Here is a 16,324-nt window from a genome sequence, read left to right on the forward strand (position 1 = left end):
CAGCGACGCAAGGGTTCTGGCGTGAAGGCGCCAGGGAGGTAATCGAAGGAAGGGAAAACAATGGAAACGAATATGGATCGTCGAGGATTTCTCAAGGGCGCCGCGTTGGGCACAGCTGGCTTGGTGGCTGCCGGTGCCTTGGCAGGATGCTCTCAGCCCGCAGCGGCGCCGGCGGAAAAGGATGACGCTGCGCTGGCCGACACTTCGACGCCCAGCACGGGCTACAACAGCGCCGATCAGCAGTGGGCCTTCGAGGTGGCGCCCGAGGCTATTGCCGATGACCAGGTTACGGGAACCGAGGAGGCCGACGTCATTGTGGTGGGCGGCGGCATGGCCGGCATGGTATCGGCAGCTTCCTGCGCCGAGAATGGACTGAAAGTCATCCTCATTAGCGCTTCGACAGGCCCGGTGTCGCGCGGCGGCTCCAATAACGGCGTGTACTCGAAGGTCATGAAGGACATGGGCATCGAGCGCATGGATCCCACGTGGTTCTATCGCATGCAGTACGCAGCCAACGGCGGCAACTTCAAGCCGGCGCTGTGGTACAAGTTCTACAATCACTCCGAAGAAGCCATCAATTGGATCATCGACATTGCGGCGAATGCCGGCATCAAGACCACCATCGAGTCGGGCCCGGTGTACAAAGAGGGCGATCCCATGTACACCCCGACCGCGGCCCATGCCTTCTACGTAGATGATGAAGAGCTGCATGGTGCCATCGGCAACGGCGAGGGCTACATTGCCGCGGAGCTGGGACGCTACCTCGCCGAGGATCTTGGGGTGGACGTGCGCTGGGGCGTGAAGGCCGAGCAGCTGGTGCGCGGCGGCGTGCCCAACGGCACGGAAGGTCGCGTCGATGCCGTGCTGGCCACCGATGGGGCCAACGGTTACACCAAGTACGTGGGCACGAAGGCGGTCATCATGGCCACGGGCGACTTCTCTCATGACAAGGACATGATGGAGAAGTACTGCCCGCAGGCCGTGGAGCTGTGCGATTTCACGACGGAGGTCAACTACGACCAGGGTATTTGGATGGGCGGTCTCATGCCCGGCGACGGCCACAAGATGGAGCTGTGGGTCGGCGGCGCCTGGCAGAAGGAGCCCAACAACATCATGTTGGGTCGTCCCAACCTGCCCGGCGACCAGCCCTACACGAGCCACACCGGCCTTATGGTGGACAACCAGGGCCAGCGCTTCATGAACGAGGATGTGCTCGGCGGTTTCGCCTGCGCCACCATCATGCACCTGCCCGAGAAGACCGGGTACTGCATTTGGGGCCAGAACCGTGCCGAGGCGGGCGGTCCTTGGGGCGCCATCAACTACGCCCATGGCGAGTACTTCACCACCCAGGAAGTTATCGATCGTTGGGACAACGACACTGACGGATTCAACATTGTGAAGGCCGATACGCGCGAAGAGGTTATCGCGCAGCTGGGCCTGCCGGCCGAGACCATCGAGACCATCGAGCGCTACAACGAGATGTGCGCCAAGGGCGAGGACACCGACTTCTACAAGACGGCCGACAAGCTCATTCCCATCGGTGAGGGTGACGGCCCCTTCTATGGCGCCGCCTTCACGCCTGGCTTCCTTACGTCGCTGGGCGGTCTGCGCAACGACGAGCACCTGCGCGTGCTTGACGCTAACGACCAGCCTATCGAGGGTCTGTACAACGCCGGCTGCATGATCGGCAACTTCTACAGCGCCACCTACACCTTCGCTATGGAGGGTATGAACTACGGCGCCTGCTGCATCACGTTGCCCTACGTGTTGGGCCAGGAGCTGGCTTCCGGCGAACTGGACGCCTAGGCTCGTTTTCGCCAACGCGTGTGCCGGCGGCTACCCTCCCAGCCGTCGTGCGCTTAGAGCGAGGCCCCCGCGCATTGCGTGCGCGGGGGCCTCGTTGCGTTTGTCGGCCGGGAAGTGCGGCAGAGGCTTAGGCCAGTACCAGGTTCAGAGCCTCGAAGAGCTTCTCCATCTCGATGGGCTTGGTCAGGTGACCGTCCATGCCGCAGCGCAGGGCTTTCTGGCGGTCCTCTTCGAAGGCGTCGGCCGTCATGGCCAAGATGGGAATGGAGGCCAGCTGCGAATTGTCCAGCTTGCGAATAGCGCGCGTGGCCTCGTAGCCGTTCATAATGGGCATCTGGACGTCCATGAGCACCAGTTGGAAGTGGTCGGGGCTAGCGGCGCTGACCATATCCACGGCCTGCTGCCCGTTGACGGCGCACTCGACGGTGAAGCCCTCGTCTTCCAAAAGCGTGACGGCAATTTCGCGGTTCAAATCGTTGTCGTCTACCAGCAAAATATGGCTGCCGCGCATGCGATGGTTGGGCGCCAGGTGCGCTGCCGCAGCTGCCTTGGCAGCGTCTTGGCTGGGATTGGCCAGGCAGAGCGTCAGTTCGATGGTGAAGGTGGTGCCCTTGCCCTTCTCGCTTTCGACGGAAATGGCCCCGTGCATCATGTCCACAAGATTCTTGGTGATGGCCATGCCCAGGCCCGTGCCCTCGACGCCGCTGATGGTGGAGGTGCGCTCGCGCTCGAAGGGATCGAAGATGCGCTCTACGAACTCGGGGCTCATGCCGATGCCGGTGTCCGAGACGGTGAAGCGGTAGCGGCCGTGGTTGGCTGGGGCTCCGTCCAGCTCGTCCAGCTTGACCTTGATGAAGCCGCCCGGGTTGGTGAACTTCAGCGCGTTGCCCAGCAGGTTCAGCAGAATCTGGTTGATGCGCAGCTTGTCGCAGCGTACGTCGGGATGGCGCAGGTTCTCGGTGTCGATGGAGAAGTACAGCTGGCGCGCACTGGTTTCCGCTTGGATGATGCTGTACAGGTCCTCCAAGAGCGCCGGCAGGTTGCAGGGCTGCTCGTCCAGGGACACCTTGCCGCTCTCGATGTGGCTCATGTCCAGAATGTCATTGATGAGGTTCAACAAGTGGGTGCTCGACGACTGGATTTTATCCAGGTACTCGCGCACCTTCTCCGGCTGGTCGATGCGGCTGCCGGCCAAGGTGGTGAAGCCCACGATGGCGTTCATGGGTGTGCGAATGTCGTGGGACATGTTCGACAGGAAGGCGCTCTTGGCGGCGCTGGCCTTGTTGGCCTGGGTGAGGGCGTCTTCCAGCAGCGCCTTCTTCTTCATCTCGTCGCGCGTTTGCTGATCGACGCTGCGGAAGCCCAGGACCACGTCGTGGCTGTCCTGCCAGTCGCCGGTGCGCACGATGGTGGCCTGGCAGTACTCCACGGTCTCGCCGCGCCGGATGCGGTAGTTCACGCTCATGCGCTTGGTGTCGGCCAATTCTTCCCGCAGGTTGTCGGCGGAAAGTGCTCCGCGCAGCATGGCGGCGTCCTCTTCGTGCACGCCTTGGTCGATATAGGCGGCTAGGCAGTCGGCCATGGCCAAGTCGCCAGCGAAGAGCTCGTCAAGATGGCGCTCCTTCTCGTGGGACACGCGCAGGGGCACCCCGGTGCCCGTATCCAGGTTGAACGAGCAGACCAGGAGGTAGTCTTCGGAAAGCGCCTGGATGAGGTCGCGCTGGTGGCGCTCTTTCTGCACTTCCTCGAGCTTCTTGTCGGTGTAGTCCAGCAAGAAGCGCTGGTACATAAGCTCGCCGTCGTTTTCCACCAGCTTGACGTTGCCCATGACGTGAACAATGTCGCCGTTGTTGTGGCGCACGCGGTACTCGGTGCTCACGGAGTCGCCCACATGCTTGAGGGTGGCAATGCTCTCGCGCAGGGTGACGGCGTCTTCGGGGATCACTGAGGCGGCGATCATGTCGAAGCCGCTGCTCAGAAGTTCATCCTCTGACTGATAGCCCAGGATGTCCAGGGCTGCCTTGTTGACGCCCAGCACGCGCCGGCCGTCGATGGAGTGGGTGATGACACCGCCCTCCATGGAGGTGAAGATGGCCTCCAGGGTGCGGTTCTTCTCGACAATTTCGTTCTCGTAGGCACGCTCTTGGGTGACGTCGATGCCCACGCCCACAGTGCCCATGACCGTGCCGTCGATGTTGTACAGCGGCGATTTGTAGGTGGTGAGCAGGCGCGTGCCGTCGTTGGTCTGGACGGTTTCCTCGGAGACGATGGTGGAGCGGCTTTCCATGACCTGGCGCTCCGACTCGATGCAGGCCGGGTCATCGGCCTCGACGTCCCAGATATAGGCGTGGCCGCGGCCCTGGACTTGCTCCTTGGTTTTGTTGACCGTGGCGCAGAAGGCGTCGTTGACCTTGTGGTGGATGCCGTCGTCGGATTTGTACCACACCAGCGACGGAATGGAGTTGATGGTGGCCTCCAGGTACTGGTGGGTTTCCCAGGCATCGGCCTGATGCTTGCGCTCTTTTTGCCAGCGGTGGAAGTGGAAGAGCAGCTCGGCGGGGGTCAGCGGGGCCATCCAAAGATCAGCCAGGCGCTCGAGCACCTCCTCTAACTCGGGCACTTGGTCGTGGCCGGCAATGAGGATCAAGTCGGCTTCGGGGCTCTTCGCGCGGGCCAAATGCTCCGCCAAGCCCCGGGCGTCGCCCCCGCTGCCATCGGCGATGATCAGCTGCGCCTGGGCAACGGCGTCGTCCGTGGGCTGGGGGTCGATAACGACCTCATGAGTGAAAGCCTCCAGCGGGGCGACGTCACTAAGGGTACGGCTCGCTTCATCGGAGAGGCCGACGAGAAGAAGGCGAACGAGGCTATGATACATGGCATGTTCCTTCGGCAAAGACCAGGCGGAGCAGCAATGACAGGGCGTCATCAGCGTTTCTGGCTAGTATACCAAGTTCGCAAGGGGTTTTCTTCTCTGAATGGCGATGAAGTGCATTTTGCCAATGTCGTGGCGGCCGCGGCGTGGGGGGAGAGAAGGACGCCCCGTGAACTTCATTTGGAAGCTGGTTTCGGGGGCCAGCTTCCAGGGTTGTTTTTGCTATAGTGAACGCTCGGTTTCCAGGAGCAAGGAGGTGGTATGGCGGCGCCGGCGAAAAAGCATCGGGCGGTGAAGCGCATCCTGATCACCTTGCTTCTGATGGTGCTGGCCGCGGTGGCCGTGGTGGCGCTGGCCAACCTTGCCACGGTGGCTACCACGCGGGGCCAGGTGCGCACGGTGGCCACGGCGGCTGACGAGTTGGCCGGCAATCCGGCCGATGCCGTGGTGGTGCTGGGGGCCAGCGTATACCCCGATGGCACCCCTAGCGACATTCTGGCGGATCGCCTGGAAGTGGCCGTCGACTTGTACAAGGCTGGGGCGGCGAAGGCCATCATTTGCAGCGGCGACAACCGCACCTCCCACTACAACGAATCCGATGCCATGAAAGCCTACTGCGTCTCATTGGGCGTTCCGAGCGAGGACGTCTACGTGGACCATGCAGGGAATACTACCTACGAGTCCCTGTACCGGGCGCGGCATCTCTTCGGCGCCCAGCGTATCATCGTGGCTACTCAGGCCTACCATCTTTACCGTGCCCTCTTCGCAGCCGATCAGTTGGGCATGGAGGCCTGGGGGGTGGCTACCGACAAGGGCGCCTACGACGATCAGCTCAAATACAGCATGCGCGAAATAGCCGCCCGCACCAAGGATTTCTTTGCGGCCCTGGCCCACGTGCCGGTGCCCATCGAAGAGGATCCAATCTCGCTGAACGAATCCGGCGATCTGACCTAGGAGGAGGCTATGGAACGTCTTTCAGCGCTTTCGAAGCAGTTTCTGGGCTCCCTGGGCCCAGAAGCGGCGAAGATGATGCGCATCCAGCAAATCAAGGAGCGCTACCGTGTTGCCGTGAAGCGCACGTGGCGCGATAACCCTGCGGCGGCCGATCTGGTGCTGGCCCACACCAACGGCATGTACGTGGCCAAGGACGAGCGGCTGCGCACGGGGCCCGACAAGCACAAGGACCGCATCATCTTCGGCGTCTACCTTGACGACCCCGTGGTGCGCACCGAGTTCGATGCCCGCCAGCAGCTCCTGGCCTTCGCCCTGCGCCAAGAGGGCATGGGCTTCGACGAGCTGCGCATTCTGCCGGCGAAATGGGACATGCGCCAGCGCCATGCCTTTCCCGAATACTGGGGGGAGCAGCCTGCAGCGTCGGCGGCCGCCCCTGCAGCGGCCCGGCCTCGGGCGGCAGAGGACGTGCAGCGCTTGGACACCTTGAAGAAGGCCGTGTGCCTTGCCTTTGAAGACGCCGACGATGCCTGGGCGGTGCTTGAGCGCATCGAGGGGGCCGGCTTCGATGCAGTACGCGCGCCGGCCGAAATGGCCCAGTCCGAGCACAACCAGGCCTACTGGTGCCATGTTTATGTGGAGGATCCGACGGCTATGAAGGCGGTGCTCACCGCCCATGGAGAGGCCATCAAGTCAAAGGCCTATCGCCTGGGCCTGCGGCTGCGCGCCTTCGTGGTACATCAGGCCACGCCCTCTATGGCAGGGCTCTGCGCCTTTCGACGGGCGGGTCATTCGGTGCCCCTGACCGTTCACCCTTCTTGGGCAACGGAATCGAAGAGCGCTCGATCGTCCAAGTGAATTTTCAGCTCCCAGGAGTTGACCAGGTTGTAGGCGTAGAACAGCGGCGTGTCGGCGCGTTCCAGGACGCTGCCGACGGGCACGTCGTCGGCGCGGTAGATCTTGCGGCTGCGCGCGCTCAGCTGATCCTGGCTCAGATAGAGGGCCGGGTCCTCGTAGCGGCAGCACCCTTGGCTGAAGAAGTAGTTATGGGCGTCGTTCCAGCCAAAAAGCTCGGTGATGACACGGTGGAGATCAGCCAGGGAATCGTCGGCGCGGACCGAGGCGTTGCGAAACAGCGATGGCTCCGTATCCACGAGCTCGACGATGACGTTCAGATACGAACGGGCATCCTCCTCGTCGTGGGGAGTCCCGTTCGTCCCCCGGCGGGGGTCGGTGGGAAACTTGATGATCTTCGCTGCCACGATATGAGCCTTTCGCCTAAATCGAGGGTAGATAGGCGCGATTGTAGCAAGAGTTCTCAAAAGAAAAACCCTTTGGCGGCAAAATAGTAAAAAAGAGGGTACTAACAGGCCATTTTTGGTTATTTACACTGAGTTAATAGGTCAGGATATGGGCAAATTGGTGAGTATTTTCTCAGAGATCGGCGACGCGGTGAGGCACGCTATAATCAGGTCGCAACCTCGTACCGCGTGAAGGAAGGGCACCCCTGTGGCGCAGAGAAAGAAAACCAGCAAGGCCGATGCTACTCGTCGCGCGCTGCTGGAGGCTGCCTTGGCCGTCATCGCCGAGCGCGGCTATACTGCGGCTACGGTCGATCAGATTGTCGAAGCGGCCGGTGTTTCCAAGGGCGTGGCCTACTATCATTTCACCAGCAAGGCCGATATTGCCGAGTGCATTCTCGTCGAGGGCATCGACGAGGTGTGCGCCTCATTTCAGGCGCTTGCCGACGAGGCTCCTACGGCTACGACGGCCTTGGTGGGCATGATCGAGTCTTTCGCCGCCTTCATTTTCCAGAACGCGGCGTTCGGACGCTTCTTCGTATCCGAACTCTGGCGTACGGGGCGCCCGTGGACCGAGGCCATTCATGCGCACCAAGAGCGCCTGCTGGCCATTTTACGCACCCAACTTGAGCGCGGCCAGCGCGAGGGCACGGTGCGTCCCCAGATTGACCCCAGGTTCGAGGCCGTCGCTTTGGTGGGTATGGTCCTTACCGCCACGCTGTACTATATCGGCGAGGCCGAAGCGGCCCCCGATGCCACCGACGAGGTCCAGCGGCGGTTTGTGGCCCAGGTCACTGACTTCGTGCACCACGCCAACGGACCCGCGGCCTAGACGGCGAACGAGCAGGGCGGCAGCCCAGACGGCAACCCCAGCGGATTGGCTTTCCTACGAGGACGCAGACGTTGTCGCAAAGGGGTGCATTGCTGGCGTCGCCGCAAAAGGGCGCAGAAAGGGCACAAAAAGGGCGACCCGAGGGTCGCCCAGGAAGCACCGTGTCGCTTGCGGCAGCACCAGGTGCTACATATTCACGCAGTGGGTCTTCTTGCCGTTCTCCAGGAAGTCCATCACCTCGGCCACGGCCATCTTCGCGCAGTTGTCCTCGGCTTCGGCCGTCGAGGCACCCAGGTGCGGGATGACAATGGCGCGCTCCATCTTCACCACGGCCGGGTTGGCGAAGTCGGTCACATAGGCGGTCACCTTGCCGGAATCCAGGGCAGCGGCCATAGCGGCGTCGTCCACCAGGGTGTCGCGGGAGAAGTTCAGAAACACTACGCCGTCCTTCATCTGAGCGATGGCGTCCTCGTTGATCATCATCTTCGTGGTGGGCAGCGCCGGCACGTGGATGGTGATGAAGTCGCTGGCGGCGTAGAGGGGCGCCAGGTCGTCAGTGAACTCCACGGTGGGGGAGATCTGCTCGTGAACGGTGATGCCGTCCAAGGCCGGGTCATAGCCGATGACCTTCATGCCCAGAGCCTCGGCGGCTTGGGCCACTTGGCGGCCGATGGCACCCAGGCCGATGACGCCCAGGGTCTTGCCCATAATCTCGCCGCCAGCGAACTGTTTCTTCGCCTTTTCGGCCGACTTGCCTACGTTCTCGTCGTCGGCGTTGTCGCGCACCCAGGCCACACCGCCGATGATGTCGCGGCTTGCCAGCAAAAGGCCGGCCAGCACCAGCTCCTTCACCGCGTTGGCGTTGGCGCCGGGCGTGTTGAACACGGCAATGCCGGCTTCGGCGAACTTGTCCAGCGGAATATTGTTGACGCCGGCGCCGGCGCGGGCGACGGCCTTCAGGTTGGCGGGGATGTCCATCTCGTGCATGTCGGCCGAGCGTACGAGGATGGCGTCCGCCTCCTCGATGTTGTCGGTGAGCTCGTACTGGTCGGTCAGGCAGGCCAGACCCACGGGGGAGATGTTGTTCAGGCAATGAATCTTGTACACGGCGGCTCCTTTCAGTAAGCGCCTTCAGCATACCCCTAACTTTAGTTGGTTAAAGCGAAAGATCGTCGGGGCGGGGAAAATGGGGAACGATTCGGTTGCCCCTCCCTCGTGCTTGTCTGCCTGAGGCGCCGCCGCGGTCGTCGCGAGCTACGGTGCCGGAGTTGCGTATAATGGGCGGAAGACGAACGCTAGGAGGAACTATGTCGCAAGAACGTCCCTGCGTGCTGCTGGGCATTACCGGTTGCATTGCCGCGTACAAGGCCTGCGAAATTTTGCGCGGGCTGCAGAAGGCAGGCGTGCGCGTGAAGGTGGTCATGACCGAGCACGCCACTCATTTCGTGGATCCGGTGACGTTCCGCGCGCTTTCCCACGAGAAGGTGGCGGTGGGGCTGTTCGACGACCCATCCGACCCCATTCACCATATCTCGTTGGCCGAAGAGTGCGACACCTTCCTCATCGCACCCTGCACCGCCAACGTGATGGCGAAGGTGGCCTGCGGTATTGCCGACGACCTGTTGAGCACCACGGCCCTGGCCTGTACCGCGCCGCTGGTCATTGCGCCGGCCGCTAACGTGCACATGTACGAGGCGGCGCCGACGCAGCAGAACATGGCCGTTCTGCGCGGACGCGGCGTGCGTTTTATCGAGGGCGATTCCGGGTATTTGGCTTGCGGCGATGTGGGGCGCGGTCGCCTTGCTGATCCGGCGGTAGTGGTGCGCCACACCTTGGCCGTGCTGGCGGACACTTTGGGCGTCGACGCCCTGCGTCTTGCCTGCGAGCAGCACGGCGAGCTGCCGTTCGCCCAGGTCATGGCTCAGCTGTCCCAGGCCCAGGAGGAGCAGGCTGCGGCCGCTGACGCTGCTGGATCTGCTGGCGCCTCTCCTGCCGTGGTGCCGAACGCCGCTGCCGTTGCCGCTGCTCAAGCGCCCGTGGGCTATCCCAAGGGCAATGCTCCCAGCACGGCAGGTGCTCTGGCTGGCAAGACCGTGCTTATCACGGCTGGTCCCACCGTGGAGCCCATCGATTCGGTGCGCTACATTTCCAACTACTCCTCGGGCAAGATGGGCTACGCCATCGCCGAGGCCGCGGCTGCCCAAGGCGCGCGCGTGGTGCTGGTGTCGGGGCCGGTGGCCCTCGGAGCCCCGGCGGGCGTGGAGGTAGTGCCCGTGAAAACCGCCCGCGACATGCTGGCCGCCTGCGAGAAGGAGTTCTCCCAGGCTGATGCCGCTGTTTTCGCTGCTGCCGTGGCCGACTTGCGCCCGGCAAACCCTGCGGACCGCAAGCTGAAGAAGGGACGCGATGACGCGGCCCTAGCCAACGTGCCCCTGACGGAAAACCCCGATATTCTGGCCACCCTGGCTGCGGGCAAGCGACCGGACCAGTACGTGGTGGGCTTCGCCGCCGAAACCAATGACGTGCTCATGAACGCCCACGCGAAGCTGGAGAAGAAGCACGCCGACATGATCGTGGCCAACCAGGTGGGCGACGGCGTGGCCTTCGGCACCGACGACGATGAAGTGTGGTTCGTCACGGCTAACGACGAGGTGCTGCTGCCCCTCATGCCCAAGCGCGACGTGGCCCGTCGCATCGTTGAGGTAGTGGCCCAGCACGTTGCGCCCATCGAGGCCTAAGGTCCTTGCGCAATCAATTACGGTTCCGTAAGCCGATGCGATTTCTCCGCATCGGCTTCTTTTTGCCTGCACTGTTATTCAGTATGATGGGGAGGGCGAAAGGAGAGATCATGCGCGTGTTGGTAGTGGAGGACGACCATGCCATTGTGGCGGCGCTTTCGGCGCTGCTGGCCGATGAGGGCTTCGAGGTGCGTTCGGTGGCAACTCAGGACGGTGCCTGCCAGCTTCTGGCACGAGAGGCCTTCGACATTGCACTGCTCGACGTGACGCTAGCTCAGGGCAACGGATTTGCCGTCTGCGCGGCAGCCCGCGAAACGGCGCCCGATATGCCGGTCATTTTTTTGACGGCTTCCGACGACGAGTATTCCACCGTGGCCGGCCTCGACATGGGGGCGGTCGACTACATTGCCAAACCCTTCCGCGCCCGCGAGCTGGTGTCGCGCATCCGCGGGGCCCTGCGGCGCGTCAGCCCTGCCGACAACTTGCTGACGGCCGGCGACGTGCGCCTCGACGTGGCTTCGGCTGCAGTCACGAAGGCAGGTGCCGAGGTCTTTCTTTCGGCGCTGGAGTATCGTCTGCTGCTCTACTTCCTGCAGCACAAGGGCAAGCTTGTCACTCGCGAGATGCTGCGCGACGCCATCTGGGATACGGCGGGCGAGTACGTGTCCGATAACGCGCTCAATGTGTACGTGAAGCGGTTGCGCGAGAAGGTGGAGGACGACTCTTCGGATCCGCGCCTGATCCAGACGGTGCGCGGCCTGGGCTATAAGGTGGGCGAGTAGCCCCATGGTGCGTTTTCGCCGGTTCCCCAGGAGGGGGATTCAGCGCTCTCCGTTCAAGCGGGAGCGTTCATGCTTGTCGAAGGTGGGAGGCTGACATGGGTTCGGCATCGACGCTTGTGCGCCAGTGCGCAGTGCTGGAGGTTCTGGTGGCGCTTGTTGCAGGGGCCGCTCCCGCGGAAGCGAAAGTCTGGGTCCTGGGCACCGGCGCTCTGGCCCTGGTATTTTTTCTGGGAATCTCCCTGTATCGTCATCGCCAGGTGCGACGCTTGGCCGACGAAGTGGACGAGGTGCTGCACTCGGGGCGCCGCGTCGATTTCTCGAATTGCCGCGAAGGGGACGTAGCCGTGCTGGCTAACGAGTTGGGGAAGATGACCGCGCGCCTGGCGCGTACGAGCGAGTCGTTGGCGGCCGAGCGCAACGCCCTCGCTGACTCCCTCGCCGATGTGTCGCACCAGATTCGCACCCCGCTCACGGCCGTCACACTCATGCTGCCCGTGGTGGAGCGCGCTGACGATCCGTTGGAGCGCAAGCGTGCCGTGCGTCGCCTGGAGACTATGATCGAGCGCGTGTCCTGGCTGGTCACCACCTTGCTGAAAATTGCGAAGGTAGATGCCGGCGCCATGCATGTGGAGCGCCGCTGTGTCAGTGCCGCTACCGTGGCGCACCGTGCCGTGGCCCCGCTGGAAACAGCCATGGACCTGCGAGACGTGGCGCTCGTGCTCGATCTCGACGAGAGGGCTACCTTCCAAGGTGATGCGCCCTGGACCGCCGAGGCCCTCGAGAACATCGTGAAGAACTGCATGGAGCACACGCCTGCCGGCGGCACGGTTACGGTAACGGCTCGCGAGGATGCTCTGGCCACCACTATTGTGGTGGCCGACACCGGCCCCGGCATTGCGTCGGACGATCTGCCGCATATCTTCGACCGCTTCTATCGCGGCGGCCAGAGCGAGGGGGCGCCCTCTGTGGATGAAGACGTGCGCCAGCCGGCTGGCTTCGGCATCGGGCTGTCGCTGGCCCAGGCCCTGGTGTCCGCCCAGGGCGGCACGCTGCGCGCTGCCAATAACGCCGAAGGAGGCGCGCGCTTCGAGATAGCCTTCCCCAAGCTGGTGGTGTAAAAGGAGTCGTCTCCCTCCCGGGTTTTCGTCTCGCCGCTCTCTGCATTACGCTATCGTAATGAGCGCGTTAGAGGCGGGACATTTCGCATCCGCATACTTGATCCGTAGATTGGACGTATTGGGAGAAAGGCTTGGGGCATGGATATTCTGACCGTCAGCCATTTGACGAAAATCTACGGAGAGGGCGAGGCGGCCACTCGCGCGCTCGACGACGTTTCCTTCAGCGTGCAGGAGGGCGAGTTCGTGGCCATTGTGGGCTCCTCGGGCTCGGGGAAGTCGACGCTGCTGCACCTCATCGGCGGGGTGGACCGCCCCACGGCCGGCCATGTGTTGGTGAACGGGTCCGACGTGTACGCGCGCTCCGATGAGGAGCTGGCGGTATTCCGCCGCCGTGAGGTGGGGCTCGTGTACCAGTTCTACAACCTGGTACCGGTGCTCAACGTGGTGGAGAACATGACGCTGCCCGTGGCCCTGGATGGGCGCGCGGTGAACCACGACAGGCTTGCCGGTCTGCTCGACAAGCTGGGCTTGCGCGGCCGTGAGGGACGCCTGCCCAGCCAGCTTTCCGGCGGTCAGCAGCAGCGCGTGGCTATTGGACGCGCGCTTATGAACGCGCCGGCGGTGGTGCTGGCCGACGAGCCCACGGGCAACCTGGACACCCGCAACTCCGCCGAGATCATGCAGCTTCTGCGCGATTCCAACCGCGAGTTCGGCCAGACCATGATCGTCATCACCCACGATGAGGAAATCGCCCTGGCCGCTGACCGTATCATCGCCGTGGAGGACGGCCGCATCGTGCGCGACGAGAGGATCCGCCGATGAACGCTATGACGAACTTCACGCTGCACTCGCTTAAAGCGAATCGCGTGCGCACGGCGGTCACCATCGCTGGCGTAGCTTTGGCTGCAGCGCTGCTGACGGCGGTGCTCACTACGTACTTCTCTTTTACCGACTACTTGTATCGCTCCGAGGCGGCCAACGCGGGCACGTGGATGGCCTATGCGGAAGTGGACGATATGGCCGCGTCCGAGGGCGACATCGCCCGGGCCAAGGACGATCCGCGCGTCACCGGCGTGGCCACGCTCGAAGATGCGGGTTTTGCCGAGCTTACCGAAGTCCAACAGGAGAAGCTTGGCATCTACATGCCCATTCTGTCGATGTCGGACAATGTGGAGGACATTGCCGCCATCCGCCCGAGCGAGGGCCGTATGCCCGAGAACTCGGGCGAGATCATGCTGTTCGCCACGTGGAAGGACTACGGTGGCGTGTCGTTGGGCGACACCCTCACGCTTTCGGTGGGCGACCGCGAGGCGGTGCTCGCGCCCGGGGAGAAGGGTTCGGAATCCAACGGCTCTATGGAGGCCGCCTACGGTTCGGCCTACAACGTGGATCCCACTACCGTTGAGATCGTCGACGGCACGCGGCTCAATTCGACCATTGGCTACCTGGAGGCGACCCAGGACGGTGGCATTTTCAACGAGCAGCTGGTGAACAAGCGCGAGCGCACCTATACGGTGGTCGGCTTTTACAACCGTCTGGGCTACACGTTGTCTACCGGCGTGGGCACCGCCGGTGTGACCGTGGACGAGCCGGAGACTGACGGTTTCGGCGAGGTGTTCCTCACAATGGCGGGTATGGAGAACGCCAATCAGGTGCAGGCCTGCGCCGAGGAGCTCTTTCCGAACGATCACATCGTGCTGCATTCAGCTATGCTGCGCTACATGGGCGTGACCAGCGATTCCTCCATCTGGAGCACCTTCTTCGGTATCGTGACGGTGCTGGCCATGGTCATCGCCGGGGCCTGCGTGTCGCTTATCTTCAACGCATTCAACATCTCGGTAGCCGAGCGTATCAGCCAGTTCGGACTCTTGTCCTCGGTGGGCGCGTCGCGTCGGCAACTTCGTCGGGCCGTGGTGCTCGAGGGCTGTGTGGTGGCGCTTATCGGTATCCCCCTGGGGCTTGTGGTGGGCCTGGCCGGTTGCGCGATCACCTTCGCGCTGTTGGGGCCGGCCATTTCCAACTTGGCGGGGAATGCGGCGGTGGAATTCTACGTGGCGCCCAACGGAACGGCCTTGGTGGCAGCGGCGGCGCTCACCCTGGTCACGGTGCTTGTGTCCGTGTGGATTCCCGCCAAGCGCGCCAGCCGCGTGAATGTCATCGACGCCCTACGCAACGCCGGAGCCCAGCGGGTATCCAAGAAGGGAGCCAAAGCCGCGGCGAAGGCAGCGCGCACCGGCACGCTGTGGAAGACCGGCGGTGTGGTGGACCGCCTGTTCGGCGTGGGCGGAAAACTCGCGCGCATCAACCGCAAGCGCGGCACGGCCAAGGGGCGGGCAGCCTCAGTGTCGCTGGCCCTGGCCATCGTGCTGCTCATGACGGCCGGGTCCCTCAACGTGTTCCTCGGCTCGCTCGTGGGCGTAGCATCCGGCGGCGAAGCGCCCGCCGAGGTATCGGTGACCGCCGAGTTCTCAACCGACCGAGACAGCCAACCGTCTGACTTGTCTCATTCAGAGGGAGACGGCCAGTCGTCTGATTCGGAAGATGGAGGCGCGGGCGCATTGGCGGACTCGGTTAGTGAAAAAGGAGACAGATCAGACGGTCGGTCGTCTCATTCGGCCGCATCGGTGCTGGCGGATCTGAACGAGCGCTTTGCCGCCGAGGCGGCCGAGTTCGCGAAGACCTACGATTATCTGGCTGAAAGCAAGGGCGCCCAGGGAATCGGCTGGCTGCTGCGTAGCGATGCGGCTATGGCCCTCCCCGAATCTATGGTGGGCGAGGCCTTCCGTGTCGAGGGCGGCATCGACGGCGGCGAGATGGCCGACGGGCGCTTTGGCACGGTAGGAACCATTCTCTACCTGGACAATGATGCCTTTGACGCTTACGCCCAAGGCCTCGGCCTGAATCCGGCCGACTTCCGTGACAGGGAACGCCCCCGCGCCATCGCCTTGGCCCAGGGCTACGGCAACAACGGCGACGTGTACCAGCTGCTCGACATTCTGCGCGAGCCCGGCACCGTGGAGGTGCTGGCGGCCGCGTCCTACAAGGACCGCCCAGCGGACGTGGGGATTGCCTACTACGCGAAGGATGGCACGGGTGCGCATTACGAATTCCAGCCCTACCTGATCGATGACGACGAAGGAACCGTGACAGACGAGCAGCTCACCCTCGACGATGTGGAGTTGGCCACGGTGTCCGTGGAAGTGGCGGCCGTCACCGACGAGGTGCCCGCGCTTCTGGGCGGTCCCGGGTCGGGGGTCATGCTCATTGTGCCCGCGTCCCTGGCGGACACCCAAAGCTTCGGCGGTGAGGCTCCCATCTTCACGGGCTACTTCGACTCGGCGGACGGCGACCACGCGGCCCTGGCCGAGGAGCTGGCCGCCCGCGGCGGCGAGTTCTTCCACAACGGCCCCTACGAGATGGCCTTCTACTCCTACAACGATTTCGTGGAGCAGATGGACTCTTCGCAGAAGCTGGCCATGGTGGTGAATGTGTTCTGCCTGTTGTTCACCGTCATCCTGGCACTCATCGCCATGGCGAACGTGTTCAACACGGTGACGAACAGCCTTATCCTGCGACGTCGCGAGTTCGCTGTCATGAAGTCGGTAGGGCTTTCGAACCGTCAGTTCCGCCGCATGATCATGGACGAGTGCGCTAATTTCGGCGTGGCGGGCCTGGTGCCCGGGCTTTTGGTGTCGCTCGCGGTATCGTGGCTGCTGTACTCGGCGGTGACCCAATCCATGAGCGGGCTGCCCTTCCAGCTGCCTTGGACCTACGTGGGGTTGGCGCTTGTCATGACCGCGGCTGCCATGGCCATCTCGGTGGCCTACGGCATGCACCGCTGCAAGGCCGACAACGTCGTGGAAGCGCTGCGGGCCGACAGCGTCTAGTTGGGAGCCCCCCGGGGTCGGAGCCGCCGGGTATTCC

The 16,324-nt window shown here is 63.3% G+C and carries 12 protein-coding genes; 9 read left to right on the forward strand and 3 right to left on the reverse strand.

Going from position 1 to position 16,324, the window contains the following annotated elements:
* Positions 1-60: 60 nt before the first annotated feature.
* The gene (locus PZH32_RS03505; protein ID WP_275206251.1) at positions 61-1,806 is read left to right on the forward strand and encodes an FAD-binding protein; all 1,746 of its coding nucleotides are present in this window, start codon (positions 61-63) and stop codon (positions 1,804-1,806) included.
* Between the two features lie 127 nt (positions 1,807-1,933).
* Here PZH32_RS03505 and PZH32_RS03510 read toward each other — a convergent pair whose 3' ends face one another.
* On the reverse strand, positions 1,934-4,681 hold the full coding sequence (locus tag PZH32_RS03510) for a PAS domain-containing hybrid sensor histidine kinase/response regulator (protein ID WP_275206252.1): 2,748 nt from the start codon (positions 4,679-4,681) through the stop codon (positions 1,934-1,936).
* 258 nt (positions 4,682-4,939) lie between these two features.
* On the opposite strand from PZH32_RS03510, the gene PZH32_RS03515 reads away from it, so the two are divergent.
* A complete protein-coding gene (locus PZH32_RS03515) occupies positions 4,940-5,632 on the forward strand; it encodes a SanA/YdcF family protein (RefSeq protein WP_275206253.1) in 693 nt (230 codons plus the stop codon).
* 9 nt (positions 5,633-5,641) lie between these two features.
* Entirely contained in the window at positions 5,642-6,487 is an 846-nt protein-coding gene (locus tag PZH32_RS03520; protein WP_275206254.1) for a hypothetical protein, read from the forward strand.
* Here the strand turns inward: PZH32_RS03520 and PZH32_RS03525 are convergent.
* Positions 6,439-6,891 carry an IS1096 element passenger TnpR family protein gene (locus tag PZH32_RS03525; protein ID WP_275206255.1) on the reverse strand — a complete coding sequence of 151 codons (453 nt, stop codon included), beginning with the start codon at positions 6,889-6,891 and terminating at the stop codon, positions 6,439-6,441. The genes PZH32_RS03520 and PZH32_RS03525 overlap by 49 nt on opposite strands.
* A gap of 247 nt (positions 6,892-7,138) precedes the next feature.
* Between PZH32_RS03525 and PZH32_RS03530 the strand changes: the two genes are divergently transcribed.
* Positions 7,139-7,762 carry a TetR/AcrR family transcriptional regulator gene (locus tag PZH32_RS03530; RefSeq protein ID WP_275206256.1) on the forward strand — a complete coding sequence of 208 codons (624 nt, stop codon included), beginning with the start codon at positions 7,139-7,141 and terminating at the stop codon, positions 7,760-7,762.
* A 186-nt stretch (positions 7,763-7,948) separates the two neighbouring features.
* Here PZH32_RS03530 and PZH32_RS03535 read toward each other — a convergent pair whose 3' ends face one another.
* Positions 7,949-8,869 (reverse strand): 3-phosphoglycerate dehydrogenase, encoded by a 921-nt coding sequence (locus tag PZH32_RS03535; protein WP_275206257.1) that lies wholly within the window; start codon positions 8,867-8,869, stop codon positions 7,949-7,951.
* 200 nt (positions 8,870-9,069) lie between these two features.
* Here PZH32_RS03535 and PZH32_RS03540 point away from each other — a divergent pair, with 200 nt between their 5' ends.
* From PZH32_RS03540 to PZH32_RS03560, 5 genes are all read left to right on the forward strand, one after another.
* Positions 9,070-10,500, forward strand: coding sequence for a bifunctional phosphopantothenoylcysteine decarboxylase/phosphopantothenate synthase (locus tag PZH32_RS03540; RefSeq protein ID WP_275206258.1), 1,431 nt, complete (start codon positions 9,070-9,072; stop codon positions 10,498-10,500).
* Between the two features lie 110 nt (positions 10,501-10,610).
* Positions 10,611-11,282 carry a response regulator transcription factor gene (locus PZH32_RS03545; protein WP_275206259.1) on the forward strand — a complete coding sequence of 224 codons (672 nt, stop codon included), beginning with the start codon at positions 10,611-10,613 and terminating at the stop codon, positions 11,280-11,282.
* Between the two features lie 95 nt (positions 11,283-11,377).
* Positions 11,378-12,400 (forward strand): sensor histidine kinase, encoded by a 1,023-nt coding sequence (locus PZH32_RS03550; RefSeq protein WP_275206260.1) that lies wholly within the window; start codon positions 11,378-11,380, stop codon positions 12,398-12,400.
* A 138-nt stretch (positions 12,401-12,538) separates the two neighbouring features.
* Entirely contained in the window at positions 12,539-13,222 is a 684-nt protein-coding gene (locus PZH32_RS03555) for an ABC transporter ATP-binding protein (protein ID WP_275206261.1), read from the forward strand.
* Positions 13,219-16,287, forward strand: coding sequence for an ABC transporter permease (locus tag PZH32_RS03560; RefSeq protein WP_275206262.1), 3,069 nt, complete (start codon positions 13,219-13,221; stop codon positions 16,285-16,287). Before PZH32_RS03555 ends, PZH32_RS03560 begins: the two co-directional genes overlap by 4 nt.
* Positions 16,288-16,324 lie beyond the last annotated feature (37 nt).

It is taken from the genome of Adlercreutzia equolifaciens (genome assembly GCF_029076695.1).
Classification (GTDB): Bacteria; Actinomycetota; Coriobacteriia; order Coriobacteriales; family Eggerthellaceae; genus Adlercreutzia; species Adlercreutzia equolifaciens_A.

Coding starts and splice junctions, on each gene's coding strand:
- PZH32_RS03555 (WP_275206261.1), top strand. CDS start 12,539: ATGGATATTCTGACCGTCAGCCATTTGACGAAAATCTACGGAGAGGGC.
- PZH32_RS03515 (WP_275206253.1), top strand. CDS start 4,940: ATGGCGGCGCCGGCGAAAAAGCATCGGGCGGTGAAGCGCATCCTGATC.
- PZH32_RS03550 (WP_275206260.1), top strand. CDS start 11,378: ATGGGTTCGGCATCGACGCTTGTGCGCCAGTGCGCAGTGCTGGAGGTT.
- PZH32_RS03560 (WP_275206262.1), top strand. CDS start 13,219: ATGAACGCTATGACGAACTTCACGCTGCACTCGCTTAAAGCGAATCGC.
- PZH32_RS03510 (WP_275206252.1), bottom strand. CDS start 4,681: ATGTATCATAGCCTCGTTCGCCTTCTTCTCGTCGGCCTCTCCGATGAA.
- PZH32_RS03505 (WP_275206251.1), top strand. CDS start 61: ATGGAAACGAATATGGATCGTCGAGGATTTCTCAAGGGCGCCGCGTTG.
- PZH32_RS03545 (WP_275206259.1), top strand. CDS start 10,611: ATGCGCGTGTTGGTAGTGGAGGACGACCATGCCATTGTGGCGGCGCTT.
- PZH32_RS03520 (WP_275206254.1), top strand. CDS start 5,642: ATGGAACGTCTTTCAGCGCTTTCGAAGCAGTTTCTGGGCTCCCTGGGC.
- PZH32_RS03540 (WP_275206258.1), top strand. CDS start 9,070: ATGTCGCAAGAACGTCCCTGCGTGCTGCTGGGCATTACCGGTTGCATT.